The sequence below is a fragment of the Yoonia sp. genome, assembly GCF_036770585.1.
In the GTDB taxonomy this organism is placed as follows: Bacteria; Pseudomonadota; Alphaproteobacteria; order Rhodobacterales; family Rhodobacteraceae; genus Yoonia.
In genome coordinates this window covers 1-13,254 of record NZ_DAIPIW010000071.1, presented here as the reverse complement: position 1 = coordinate 13,254, position 13,254 = coordinate 1, and the positions used below count along the sequence as shown (strand labels likewise).

Annotated in this window: 12 protein-coding genes; 5 read left to right on the top strand and 7 right to left on the bottom strand. The window is 65.5% G+C overall.

The genetic code is table 11. From position 1 onward, the window contains the following. The 7 genes from V7N12_RS11575 to V7N12_RS11545 all read right to left on the bottom strand — a co-directional run. On the bottom strand, positions 1–466 hold a 466-nt coding region (locus V7N12_RS11575; protein ID WP_333714723.1), incomplete at its 3' end, for an FAD-binding protein. Positions 467–512: 46 nt separating this feature from the next. After that, positions 513–1,946, bottom strand: coding sequence for an FAD-linked oxidase C-terminal domain-containing protein (locus tag V7N12_RS11570; RefSeq protein WP_333714722.1), 1,434 nt, complete (start codon positions 1,944–1,946; stop codon positions 513–515). Positions 1,947–2,025: 79 nt separating this feature from the next. Beyond that, on the bottom strand, positions 2,026–2,946 hold the full coding sequence (locus V7N12_RS11565) for an endonuclease/exonuclease/phosphatase family protein (RefSeq protein WP_333714721.1): 921 nt from the start codon (positions 2,944–2,946) through the stop codon (positions 2,026–2,028). Continuing rightward, a complete protein-coding gene (locus tag V7N12_RS11560; protein WP_333714720.1) occupies positions 2,946–5,015 on the bottom strand; it encodes a hypothetical protein in 2,070 nt (689 codons plus the stop codon). Before V7N12_RS11560 ends, V7N12_RS11565 begins: the two co-directional genes overlap by 1 nt. Further along, a complete protein-coding gene (locus tag V7N12_RS11555; protein WP_333714724.1) occupies positions 5,012–7,768 on the bottom strand; it encodes a DUF4159 domain-containing protein in 2,757 nt (918 codons plus the stop codon). The genes V7N12_RS11560 and V7N12_RS11555 overlap by 4 nt, the downstream gene beginning before the upstream one ends. Further along, positions 7,768–8,640 (bottom strand): DUF58 domain-containing protein, encoded by an 873-nt coding sequence (locus V7N12_RS11550; RefSeq protein WP_333714719.1) that lies wholly within the window; start codon positions 8,638–8,640, stop codon positions 7,768–7,770. Before V7N12_RS11550 ends, V7N12_RS11555 begins: the two co-directional genes overlap by 1 nt. After that, positions 8,637–9,644 carry an AAA family ATPase gene (locus V7N12_RS11545; RefSeq protein ID WP_333714718.1) on the bottom strand — a complete coding sequence of 336 codons (1,008 nt, stop codon included), beginning with the start codon at positions 9,642–9,644 and terminating at the stop codon, positions 8,637–8,639. Before V7N12_RS11545 ends, V7N12_RS11550 begins: the two co-directional genes overlap by 4 nt. Before the next feature lie 68 nt (positions 9,645–9,712). Between V7N12_RS11545 and V7N12_RS11540 the strand changes: the two genes are divergently transcribed. The 5 genes from V7N12_RS11540 to V7N12_RS11520 all read left to right on the top strand — a co-directional run. Continuing rightward, the gene (locus V7N12_RS11540; protein ID WP_333714717.1) at positions 9,713–10,291 is read left to right on the top strand and encodes a DUF1285 domain-containing protein; all 579 of its coding nucleotides are present in this window, start codon (positions 9,713–9,715) and stop codon (positions 10,289–10,291) included. A gap of 8 nt (positions 10,292–10,299) precedes the next feature. Continuing rightward, on the top strand, positions 10,300–11,055 hold the full coding sequence (locus tag V7N12_RS11535; RefSeq protein WP_333714716.1) for a hydroxypyruvate isomerase family protein: 756 nt from the start codon (positions 10,300–10,302) through the stop codon (positions 11,053–11,055). Between the two features lie 86 nt (positions 11,056–11,141). Then, complete coding sequence (locus V7N12_RS11530) at positions 11,142–11,507, top strand: VOC family protein (RefSeq protein ID WP_333714715.1); 366 nt, start codon at positions 11,142–11,144, stop codon at positions 11,505–11,507. Beyond that, positions 11,508–12,191, top strand: coding sequence for a helix-turn-helix transcriptional regulator (locus V7N12_RS11525; RefSeq protein ID WP_333714714.1), 684 nt, complete (start codon positions 11,508–11,510; stop codon positions 12,189–12,191). Between the two features lie 66 nt (positions 12,192–12,257). After that, a partial coding sequence (locus V7N12_RS11520; RefSeq protein WP_333714713.1) for a serine hydrolase domain-containing protein occupies positions 12,258–13,254 on the top strand: 997 nt, incomplete at its 3' end.

Genomic DNA, 13,254 nt, shown 5'->3' with positions numbered 1-13,254 from the left:
AAGACCCCGCCATCAGCTTGACCAGATCATAGCCGGTGACGTTCTTCATCACGCGCCCGCCGTTCTTGACGATGGTGCCCGCGCCATCGACGAAACGCACACCCAGCATGAAATCGCGGCAGGCCCCGACGCTGATCCGGCGCGGGCCCGAGACATTGGCCGCCGCCAGACCGCCCAGCGTCGGGGTGCCTGTGGTGCCCAAAAGCGCGCGGTGATCCATCGGCTCGAAGGCAAGGCGCTGGTTTTCCGCCGCCAGTGTTTTCTCGATCTCGGCGACGGGGGTTCCGGCACCCGCAACAATCGTCAGCGCGCCGGGTTCGTAAAGGCTGATCCCGGCAAGGGCGCTGGTGCTCAGCACCTCGCCCATGGCATGGCCGATGGCCCGTGTCCCGCCGCCCTGAATGCGCAAGGGGCCATTCGCCCCCGCGATCATCTGGGCAAGCTCTTCTTCCGTCTTGGGCGTCATGGCGTCCTTCTTGTGGTCTTTTATCGTTGGGAAAGCCGCGCAGGCCCTAAGCCGCGCGCCGCGTGTCAGAGGTGGCCAGCGGAAAGACCTTGGCGGGGTTCAGCAGCCATGCGGGATCAAAGATGTCCTTGATCGCCATCTGCGCCTCGAGGTCGGCCGGATCATACTGCACGTTCATCAGGTCGCGCTTTTCGATGCCGACACCATGCTCGCCGGTCAGGCAGCCGCCCACCTCGACGCAGAGTTTCAGGATCTCGGCCCCGAAAGCCTCGCACCTTTCCAGATCGCCGGGCTTGTTGGCATCGAACAGGATCAGCGGGTGCATGTTGCCATCGCCCGCATGGAAGACGTTGCCGACGTCGAGGCCGAATTCCTTTGACATCTCGCCGATCCGCCTGAGCACGAAAGGCAGCGCGGAGACGGGGATCGTCCCGTCCAGACACATGTAGTCGTTGATCTGCCCCATCGCACCAAAGGCGGACTTGCGGCCCAGCCAGATGCGGCCTGCCTCGTCGGCGTCCTTGGCCTCGCGCAATTCAACGGGGTTATGCTTTTGCGCGATATCCATGATCAATTTCAATTGCGCGTCGATTTCCGCGTCAGAGCCTTCGACCTCGACGATCAGCAATGCCTCGCACATCGGATAGCCCGCCTTGGCGAAGGCTTCGGTCGCTTCGATGCAGGGGCGGTCCATGAATTCGATGGCGACCGGCAGGATGCCCGCCTTGATGATGTCGGTGACGACCTGTCCGGCGACTTCGGAACTGTCGTATCCCATCAGAACGGGCCGCGCGCCTTCGGGCTTGTGCAGGATGCGCAAGGTGGCCTCGGTCACGACGCCAAGCTGCCCTTCGGACCCGCAGACGACCCCCAAAAGGTCCAGCCCGCCCGCATCCAGATGCGCGCCGCCCAGTTCCACGACGGTGCCGTCCATCAGCACCATCGTCACACCCATCAGGTTGTTGGTGGTCACGCCATACTTCAGGCAATGCGCCCCGCCCGAGTTCATCGCGATGTTCCCCGCAATCGCGCAGGCCAGCTGGCTCGAGGGGTCGGGGGCGTAAAAGAAACCGTCCGTCTCGACCGCGCCCGTGACCGACAGGTTCGTCCGTCCGGTCTGCACCTTGATGTAGCGGTCGGCATAATTCGTCTCGATCACGCCGTTCATCTTGGCGACGCCAAGGATCACGCTGTCGGCGGTCGGCAGCGCGCCCCCGGCAAGCGAGGTGCCAGAGCCGCGCGGCACCACGGGCACGCCCATCTGGTGACAGATTTTCAGGACCGCCGAGACCTCGGCCGTGTTCGCAGGCAGGACCGCGCAGAGCGGGGGGCATTTGTAGGCGGTCAGGGCGTCGCATTCATAGGCGCGGGTTTCGCGTTCGTCGAAGATCACGGCATCGGCGGGCAGCACCTCTTTCAGGCGCGCGACGATCTGGTCCTTGCGGGACAGGACCGATGCGTTGGGTACGGGCATTTCCATGTGGCGACTCCCCCTGATCGAATGATTGGTAAAAAGATATTACCAATTTGTGCGATTGGCAAGCCCGCAATCTTCCCCGCTAGCGGGCGGTGCCAAGCCTGTAGTCGGCGACAACCGGATAATGATCGGTCGGCCATTCCCCGTCATATTTCTGGCGCACGACGAAAGGTGGCCCGGCAAGCGAGGCGTCACCCGCCGCTGCGATATGGTCGATCGCGGCAAAGAGGTTGATGCCGCGGTTGAAATGGAACGTCGCCCCTTCCACAGGTGCAAAGTCCAGACCCGCTGCCGCAAGGATCCCGACAACCTGATCCCCGAGGCGCGCATTCAGGTCACCGATCACAAAGACCGTCTCGCCAGCTGCGATCCACGGGGTGATGCGGTCCACGACAAGCTCGACGGACTGGATGCGGTTGGACAGGCTGGCATAATCGGTGTGGATGTTCACGACCCTGAAGCCCTGACCCGAGGCTGTGTCGGTGAAGGAGGCCCACGACGCGAAGGCGGGGTAGGACCCGTTGAAGGTGCGCGAATAGATCACGTCGGGCGTGTCGGAAAAGAAGAACCAGCCCTGATCGGCAAGCGTCAACCTGTCCGTCCGGTAGAGGATCGGTTGCGTCGAAGGGAAGTCGCGCGGATCGCCCACCGCGGCTGCGGCATAGGCGGGATTGTTGGCCAGCAGCCAGTCCAGCGTCAGGTTGACATCGTTGACGCTGCCGCCGCCGAAGCTTTCCATCTCCTGAAAGCCGATCACATCCGCGGCGATATCCTTGAAGGCCAGATCGAGCGGGCCTTTGCGTCGCTCCCAGTCGCCAAGCGACCAGGCGCCGGTGTCGCGGCCAAGGATGATGTAATGCACGTTGTAGGTCGCGATGCGCAGTGTTTCGGCTGTGGGGTCGGGCAGGGGCGTGTTGCCGCCATGCCGGATCGACTGGCAACCGACCAGCGCGACCAGCGCCAGCAGGATCGCACCGAAGACCCGTAGCGCCATGCGCAGCATCAGCGCCGACCTTCACGCAGCCAGGCGCCGACCATCAGAAGTGCCGCCAGCAGCAGGAACGCCCAGGCGGGCAGGATCGGGGTGATGCTGATGTCGGCGGTGCGGAATGCCCCGCGCGGAGTGATCCCGATCCAGCCACGCCCTGTGGCGGGACGTCCCTCGCGCACCGTGCGGATATCGATCTCGCCTGCGGAAATCCTGTGCACGCCGCCCAGGGTGCTGTCGATCAGGGGGGTCAGGGCCTCGGCGCTGGCGATGGTTTGCTCGAACTCGCGCGGGGCCGATGGGCCAAGCGCGATGACCGCGTCCTCGGTGCCGTCGGTCAGCCGATAGAGGCCGATTTCCGGCGCGTCCCAGATCGCTTCGAACCGTCCGGGCGAGACCTCGTCCAGTGACAGAACCGTCTCGGTGCCGTCGGGATGGGTGATCGTCACATCGCCGGTTTCCAGCCCCAAGGTGCGCCGGATGATCCGCATGGTCTGGCCGGTGGGTTCGACCCAAAGCGCCTCTTCCTCGAGCTCGGGCTCTTTCATCATCCAATGCGCAAGACGGCGCAGCAGTTCCAACTGCGGCCCGCCGCCCTCGAAGCCGCGATCCCAGAGCCATGAATGATCCGAGGCGATCAGCGCCACGCGCCCCTCGCCGATGCGGTCGAGCGTCAGGAGCGGGCGATCATCGAAGCCTTGCATCACGGTCGTCGCAGTCTCGGGGACCAGCACATCCACAAGCCGGAACCAGCGCCCCCAGCCGGGCAGGTCGTCGGTCGCGCCGGGCATCAGATCGGCCAGCCCTTCGGTCACCGGATGCCGCTGCCCAAGGTCGCTGATCAGGGGGGTATAGCCCTGCTCGAACACCCGCGCGGTCGGTGCGCCGGGCAGGATCGCGCCCAAAGGCGAGCGATAGATGCTTTCCGCCCCGCCATACTCGGGCCCGGACGAGACCAGCACGGCACCGCCCTGCCGGACGTAATCGACGATGTTCTCGAAATAGGTGCTGGGCAGGATGCCACGGCGACGGTAGCGGTCGAAGATGATCAGGTCGAAGTCGTGGATTTTCTCAAGGAACAGCTCGCGCGTCGGAAAGGCGATCAGCGAGAGTTCATTGACCGGCACGCCATCCTGCTTTTCCGGTGGGCGCAGGATGGTGAAATGCACAAGGTCCACCGCCGAGTCGGACTTCAGCAGGTTGCGCCATGTCCGCTCGCCGGGGTGGGGCTCGCCAGAGACCAAAAGCACGCTCAGCCGGTCGCGCACGCCGTTGATCTGGACGACGGTGGCATTGTTGCGGTCGGTCAACTCGCCGTCCTCGGTGGGCACGGTGAATTGCAGAACGTTCATCCCGCCACGGGGCAGGGTGATGGGCAGGCGCACGGTCTCGCCGATGGGCACGGGCACGGTCAAGGGCGTGTCACCGTTGATCGCGATCGTCAGCGGCACAGAGACGGCATCGGGGGCCGCCCCCTGATCCTCGACCCGCAGGTTCAGGTTCACTTCTTCGCCCAGGATGGCGAAGGCGGGGGCGTTCTCGACAACCAGCCGCCTGTCCCAGTCATCGGGCTGGCCGGTCAGCATAAGATGCGTCGGCGCAGGCAGGGCGGGCGCGCGATCCAGATCGTGCAGGCGGCCATCGCTGATTAGAATGATCCCCGCGACACGGGCCTGCGGTTCTTCGGCCAGCGCCTCGGTCACGGCGGTCATCAGCGTGGTGCCAAGGTCCCCCTCGGCATCGCGCAGGGTCACCTGCCGCATGTCGGTATTGGGCAGGCGGGCCAGTTCCTCGGCGATATTGGCAAGCGCTGCGGCGTTCTGTGCCGGCCTGTCCGAGACCCGCTGGCTGGCGCTTTCATCGACAACGACCAGCACGATATCGGACAGGGGGTCGCGCTGTTCCTGCTGAAGCGACGGGTTGGTCAGGGCCGCAAGCAGCGCAAGGCTGGCCAGCGCGCGCAGCCACCAGCCGGGCAGGCGGCGCCAGACGGCAAGGATCACCGCCACCGCCGCAAGTGCCGCCGCTGCGTAGATCAGAAGCCACGGCAGCAGCGGATCGAAGATGATGCTGCCCCCCGTCATTGGCCGAGCCTGTCAAGCAGATCGGGCACATGCACCTGATCGGATTTGTAGTTGCCGGTCAGCACATGCATGATGACGTTCACGCCGAAGCGATAGGCGATCTCGCGCTGCCTTTCGCCCGACATGCCGCGCCCGACAGGGAACATGCGCCGCCCGCTGTCGTCGATGGCCCATGCGCGGGCCCAGTCGTTGCCGCCGATGATCACCGGCGTCACGCCGTCGTTGAGATTGCGAAACGGCATCCCCTCGGCCAGTTCGGCATCGGGGGGTGCCGCCTCGACCCAGACATCGCGGCTGGCGTAGCGCCCCGGGAAATCCTGGAGCAGATAGAAGGTGCGGGTCAGCACATGGTCGCCGGGGATCGGTTCGATGGGCGGGATATCCAGCGACCGGGCCATGGCCTGCAACCGGCGCCCCTCGGGCGAGGCAGAGCCGAACCGCGCCGTGTCCGCATCACGGGTGTCGAACATGATCATCCCGCCGGTGCGCAGGTAATTGTTGAGCTTGGCATAGGCCTCGCGGCTGGGAAGCGGCTGGTCGGCGGTGATCGGCCAGTAAAGGAAGGGAAAGAAGGCCAGTTCGTCCGTTTCGAGGTTCACCCCGATGGGGGCCGCAGGTTCGATCGCGGTGCGCCGGAACAACGTGTCCGACAGGCCGCGCAAACCGGCCTCGGCCACATCATCGATTGCGGGGTCGCCGGTCAGGACATGGGCAAGCACCACCTCGGAGGTGGCGCGCAGGGCGAATTCGTCGCGGTCCTGCGCCTGGGCGGCCTCGGGTGCGAAGACCAGCATCAGCGCCAGGGCCGCAGCCACGTCCGCGCGCGGTCCCCGCAGCCGCCCGCCAACGGCGAGCGAGGCGACAACATCCGCCAGCAGCATCAAGAGCGCGGCACCCAAGAGCCAACCCTTGAGCGGCGTTTCCTGCGCGGCCTCCATCCCTTCGACCACGACCGAGGCGGGCCATTGCGCGACCGAGAACGAGGTCTCGGCCCCGATCACGTTGACCGCCAACTGACGTCCTTCGCCATCATAAAGACCCGGGCGCAAGTCCGGCCCGGCCTGCAGTGTCGCCAGAACCTCGCCCGAGACACCGGGCAGCGCGCTGCCGTCCTGCAAAGCTCCGAAACCGTCCAGCACCTGATTGGGCAACCATGTCGTGCCTGCAAGCGCGTCGGCGTTGTCTGTCACGACACGGGTCGATACGGCGAGGCGTTCCAGCATTTGGACAAAGAGCCCCGAAAGCGGCAAAGACGACCATTCGGCATTGGCCGTGACGTGAAACAGCACCACTTGCCCCGCGCCGGACAGTTTGCGCGTGACCAGCGGTGTCCCGTCGGACAATTGCGCGATCACACGATCCGCCAGTGTCGGGTCAGGCTGCGCCATGACCTGCGATGTGACTTCGACATCATCGGGGACGGAGAGGCCGAAGAAGGGGCTGTCTTCCGCGAAGGGCGCCAGTGCCTTGGGTTCGCCCCATGACATCGCCCCACCGACCGAGCGTCCGCCGGACCGCAGCCTGACCGGCAGCAGCGGGTCCTCGTTCGCGCGGCCAACCTCCGAGGCGGCAAGGCGCGGGCCGGCAAAGCGCAAGAGCATCCCGCCGTTCTCGACCCAATCGATCAGGGCGTCCTGCTCGGCCGGGGCCAGTTGCGCGACATCGGCAAGGATGATGACATCGGGGTTTGCCAGCAGCAGATCGGCAAGCGGTCCTTCGATCACATCCGCCGTCGGCGCCAGCGCCTCGCGCAGGTAATAAAGCGGCGACAGAAGATCGAGGCTTTCGCGGTCGACACGGCCGGCGATCAGCGCCACTTCGCGGCGGCGCAGCGCATCATCGGCAAGGCTGATGGCCGCGGCGGTGCGCTGGCCTTCGATCTCGAACCGCGTGATCCGGTTGCGCAGTTCCGGCGGTAGCACCATTGCGGTCTCGGCCGTGGGCTCGCCTGCGACAAAGCGCAAGGGCACGGTCGCCAGCCTCCGTTCGACCCCTGCCGGATCAAGGCCAATGGCGGCGACGGTCACATCGGTCTCGGCCCCGATCGGTGCCCGGGTTGCCGAGACCAGCACCTCGCCATCGACGAATTGCGCGGGGCGCAGGCCGGTGACCTGACGCGGGGTCTGAAAGACGGTCACGTTGCCGCGATCCTGCAGGGTATCAAGTAGGGCGTCGCGCCCGTCCCAATCCAGCCCGTCGGAGATCCAGTAGGTCTCGAACCGGCCATCCTGTTCGGCGAACCAGCCTGCGATGTCGCGCGGTTGCCAGGGTTGCGGTTGCAGGTTGGCAAGGCGGTTCTGCCAGTCAGTCGGGGCCGCGAAAGGCATCCCGTCGTTGGGCAGGTCGTTGAGGTTGATCACCGCGACACGCCGGTCGGCACGGGCGGCTTCCGACAAGAGCGCATCCACGCGGTCCATCCGCGCAGGCCAGTTCGCAGCCCCCGCCCAGGACCCATCCAGCGCGATCACCAGATCACCGCTGCCGTCGCGCACGTTCTGCGGGTTCAGGACAGGCCCCGCAAAGCCGAGGATCACCGCCGCCACGGCCAGCGTCCGCAGCAGCAAAAGCCACCATGGCGTCCGGTCGGTCTGGGTGTCCTCATCCGCCAGACCCAGCAGCAGCGCGACCCCGGGAAACCGGCGCCGGATCGGTGCAGGCGGGACCGCGCGCAACAAGAGCCAGAGGATCGGCAAGGCGATCAGCCCCAGCAAAAGCAGGGGTGCCGTGAAACCTATGGGGCCAAGCGTGAACATCAGCACCGATGCTCCATCGCGCCGAAAAGCCACAACAGCGCGGCAGCGGCGCTGTCGCCGGTGTGGTGTGTGCGGAACTGCCAGCCGGTGGTGCGGGCCAGCATCGCAAGGCGGTCCTTGCGTTCGGCCAGACGGTCGAGATAGCGGGCGCGCAGGTCGCGGGCCTTTTGCGTCTCGTGGCGCATGGCACCTGTCATGCTTTCGAAGATCGTGCGGCCGTCGAAAGGAAACGCCTCTTCCTGCGGATCAAGCACTTGCAGCAAGGCCCCGCCCACGCCCTTGTCGGCCGCACGGGTCAGGGCCGCCTCGACGGGTGCGATATCGCCGAGAAAGTCGCTGATGAAAAGCGCGCGCGAGTGGGGCAGCATCCCTTGTGCCTCGGGCGTGCCGTAGTCCTCGGCGCCTGCTTGGGAAAAGAGTTCCGCCATCCGCCGCAACTGACCGCGCCCGCGCCGGGGCGGCAGGCGCAGGCCCGTCAGCCCCACACGCTCGCCGCCGCGCACCAGCAGGATCGCCGTCGCCAGCCCCAGCAGGCGGGCGCGGTGGCCCTTGGTCGGCAGGGTCTTGTCCGAGGCAAAGCCCATCGCCGCCGCCTGATCCACCCAGAGGATCACCGACTGCGCGATCTGCCATTCCTTTTCCTGCACGAAATTCACATCCGCCCGCGCCGACCGCCGCCAGTCGATGGCGCGCGCGGCGTCATGTGCCTGCGCGGGGCGATATTGCCAGAAAGTATCGCCTGTGCCCGCCCGCCTGCGGCCGTGATCCCCCAAAAGGACCGTGCTCGCCAGATGCTCGGCCTCGGCCAAGAGCGGCGGCAGCGGCGCGGCAAGCGCTTCCGCGTCGGACCTGAGGGCGAGCGGTTCGGTCATGCAGCAGCGGTGACCGTAGTGATCTGGTCTGCGACGGCGTTGATGACGTGCTGGATGGTCTCGCCGCGGGCGCGGGCGGCAAATGACAGCGCCATCCGGTGTTCAAGCACGGGGACGGCCATTTTGCGCACATCCTCGGCCGAAGGGGCAAGCCGGCCTTCCAGCAGGGCCTGCGCACGCACGGTCAGCATCAGCGCCTGTGCCGCGCGCGGCCCGGGCCCCCAGCTGATGTTCTGGCGGATGATGTCCGGTGCGGTCGGATCGGCAGGACGGCAGGCGCGCACCAGATCGAGGATCATCTCCACGATCTGCTCGCCCACGGGCATCCGCCGCAGCAGGGTCTGCGCGGCCAAGAGTTCGGCGGCGGTGAAAACCTCTTGCGATTTCGCCTCTGTCACACCTGTCGTGGCGATCAGGATGTCCTTTTCGGTTGCACGGTCAGGATAGGGCACGTCGATTTGCACAAGAAAGCGGTCCAACTGCGCCTCGGGCAGGGGGTAGGTGCCTTCCTGCTCGATCGGGTTCTGGGTGGCAAGGACGTGGAAAGGCACGCCGAGCGGGCGGTGTTCGCCTGCGATTGTCACCTCTTTCTCCTGCATCGCCTGCAACAGGGCCGACTGGGTCCGCGGCGAGGCGCGGTTGATCTCGTCGGCCATCAGAAGCTGGCAGAAGACAGGCCCTTCGATGAAGCGGAAGGCGCGCTTGCCGTCGCTTGATGTCTCAAGCACCTCAGAGCCCAAGATATCGGCGGGCATCAGGTCGGGGGTGAACTGGATGCGGTTGCCCCTGAGCCCCATCACGGTCGAAAGCGTGTCCACCAGCCGCGTCTTGCCAAGGCCCGGCAGACCGATCAGCACCGCATGGCCACCGCAGATCAGGGCCGTCAGCGTCAGGTCCACGACCCGTGGCTGACCGATGAAACGCGCCGAAATACTGCTGCGAGCCTCTGCCAGCTTGGCGCTGAGCACTTCGATTTCCGCAACAAGATCGGCGTCGCTGCCCATGACATTCCTCCGGATGGGTTATATGTTCAGTTCAACAGATAATCGTATCTCACCCAATGGCAAAATTAATGACCACACAAAAGATTGTGACTCCTTCCGCCGAAAGCATCGCCGCAAGCGCGCGCGCTGCGCAAAAGCGCGGTTTGCCGCCGGTGCATCTGTGGAACCCGCCGCATTGTGGCGACATCGACATGCGCATCGCGCGGGACGGGACGTGGTTCTACATGGGCACGCCCATCGGTCGCGCCGAACTGGTCAAGCTGTTTTCGACGATTCTGCGCAAGGACGGCGACGACTACGTGCTGGTCACTCCGGTCGAAAAGGTCGGCATCACCGTCGAGGATGCCCCTTTCGTCGCCGTTGATTTCAACCGCAAGGGTGACGGTCTGGTGTTCGAAACCAACGTGGGCGACACCATGACAGCCGGACCCGATCATCCCATCCGCGTGGTCCGCGACCCCGACACCGGCGAGCCTTCTCCTTATGTGCTGGTGCGCGCCAATCTCGAGGCGCTGATCGACCGCAAGTCGTTCTACCGGCTGGTGGAGTTGGGCGAACACGCCGACCACGAGGCTACGCGCTGGTTCGGGGTGCGGTCGCAGGGTGTGTTCTTTCCCATCATCCCCTCGGCCGATCTGGGAGGCTAGGCGTCACTTTGCCCAAGTTTTGCGCCAACCTGACATGGCTCTTCACCGAGCGTCCTTTCATCGAGCGGATCGGGGCCGCGGCAGAGGCCGGTTTCGACGCGGTCGAGGTGCTGTTTCCCTATGACACCAACGCCCAAGAGATCGTGAATGCCCTGTCGCTGCATCAGATGCCGATGGCGCTGATCAATTGCCCGCCACCCAACTACACCGGCGGCGATCAGGGCTGGGCCGCCGTTCCGGGGCTTGAGGCGCGGTTCGAAAGGGATTTTGCGCGCGCCTTGCGTTATGCGCGGACCCTGGGGGCCAAACACCTGCATATCATGTCGGGCGTGGCCGAGGGGGCCGATGCGAAGGCCACGCTTCTGCGCAACCTGCGCTGCGCCGTGGCCGAGGCACCGGATCAAAGCCTGACCATCGAGCCGATCAACAGCGAAACCATGCCGGGGTATTTCCTGTCCGAATTCGATCTTGGCCGCGAGATCGTCGAGACCATCGCCGCCCCCAATCTGCGCTTGCAGTTCGACACCTTCCATGCGGCCAAGATCACCGGCGATGTGCTGGGGACTTGGGCGCGGATGCGCGAAGTCACGGCGCATGTGCAGGTGGCCCAGATCACCGACAGGGGCGAGCCGGACAGGCAGGCTTTCGACTATCCGGCGTTCTTCGATCAATTGGATGCCGAAGGCTATTCCGGCTGGGTCTCGGGCGAATACAAGCCGCGCCGGACGACCGAAGAAGGCCTTGGCTGGATCATGCAGGGCTGAACGCCCCCTCCTGAAATCATGCTGACAGAACGCTGTCAGCAGGGGTATGGTTTACCCACCTCATCAACCAGCAAAGGAGATGAGACATGGCTGATCGCGATATCATGGTCTGGGGTGAAATCCCCGTCACCGACATGGAGAAATCCGTGGCATTCTATTGCAAGGTCTTCGGCTACGAGATGGAAATCGACCATTCCGGTCCCAACCCGATGGCGAACCTCGGGGGGGTGATGAATACGGCGGGGGCGCATCTCTACCCCGGCAAGCCTGCGGCGGATGGTGGCAATACGATCCATCTGGCGTTGCCCGATGCGCTAGAGGCCGGGATGGCGCGCTGCACCGCTGCGGGGGGCGAGATTGTCAGCCCGCCGATCACCATTCCGGCGGGCCGCTTTGCCTATGCCAAGGACCTTGATGGCAATTCCATCGGTCTGTTCGAGGCCGCGTCCTAGATGCGCAGGGCCGACCGCCTGTCCCAGATCCTGCAATATCTGCGGGGCGGTCGGCTGACCACGGCGGCGCAACTGGCCGAAAGGCTCGAGGTCACACCGCGCACCATTTACCGCGACATCGCCCATCTGATCGGATCCGGAGTGCCGATCGAGGGCGAGGCGGGCGTCGGCTATCTGATGCGTGACGGTTACGACCTGCCGCCGCTGATGTTCACGCAAGAGGAAATCGTGGCGCTGGTGTCGGGTGCGCGGGTTCTGCAAGCCTTCGGCGGGACCAAGATGGCCGCCGCCGCGCAAGAGGCGCTGGTCAAGATCGACGCGGTCCTGCCCGAGGCCGCCCGCGCCCAGGTGGGGCAGGTTGCGGTCCACGCGATGCAGGGTCCGATACCGGGCGGACACTGGCGCGACTACCTTGACACTTTCGAGGCGGCGGCGCAGTCGCAGACCCGGCTCGGGATCACCTATGCCGATGAACATGGGCGCGGGACCGACCGCATTGTCCGGCCTCTTGGCGTGTGGTTCTGGGGCAAGGTCTGGACCGCCGTCTGCTGGTGCGAATTGCGCGACGCCTTTCGGATGTTCCGCCTCGATCGCATCTTGCGGGTTGCGGAACTGGACCGCTTTCGCCCCATCAAGGGCCAGACCTTGCGTGATTTCTACGAGACCGAGGCCTACCGCCACTGACCCACGCAAATGTGCGTGGTCAATCGGGCGGCGCCGATTATCTTTGCGCCCATGACACAAGTAGTCATGACCCGCCGAACGATGCTTGCAGGTGCCGCCGCCGCGCTTGCGACACCTGCGCTTGCGCAAACCGACCCTTGGGCCGCTGCCCTTGGCAAAGCCCGGGGTTTTGACCAATGCAACGCGATGATGCTCTGGCAGGACGGGCAGCCGCAATTTGCAGAGGTCTTTCGCGGACCGGCCCTGTCGCGGACGGTGCCGGTCAAATCGGTCTCGAAATCGGTCGTCGCCGCCCTTTTGGGCACGGCCATTGACCGTGGCGAGGTCGCGGGGGTCGATGCCCGTCTGGGTGACGTCGCACCGCGCCTGATCCCTGCGGGTGCCGACGCGCGCGTCGCCGACATCACGCTGGCCAATCTTGTCACCATGCAGGCCGGGCTGGAGCGGACATCGGGCGCGAATTACGGCGGCTGGGTGAACAGCCGGAACTGGGTGGCCAACGCGCTGTCGCGGCCCTTTGTGGCGGAACCGGGCGCGGGGATGCTCTATTCCACCGGATCGTTCCATGTGCTGGGGGCGGTCCTGTCCGAGGTGACGGGGCAATCGCTGCTGACTTTGACACGACAACGCCTTGGCACCCCGCTGGGCATCGAAATTCCCGCATGGGTCCGCGACCCGCAAGGGCGCTATCTGGGCGGCAACGAGATGGCCCTGACGCTGGAAGGCATGGTCCGTTTCGGCGAACTCTACCGCTTGGGCGGCACCTATGGCGATGCACAGGTGTTGAGCGGTGATTGGGTCGCGCAATCTTTCCAGCCGCAAACGCGGTCGCGGTGGTCGGGGCTGGGATATGGCTACGGTTGGTTCCTTGGGCAGGCGGCGGGGGCCGACTTTGCGCTGGCGCGGGGCTATGGCGGGCAGATCATCTGCGTCGCACCGGAGCTTGGCGTGACGCTGGCGATCACATCCGATCCGTTGCGGCCCGCGCGGTCGGGTGGATATTTCGGTGATCTGCAGCGTCTGATCGCGCAGGATATCCTGCCGGTCGCCCGGACACGGATGG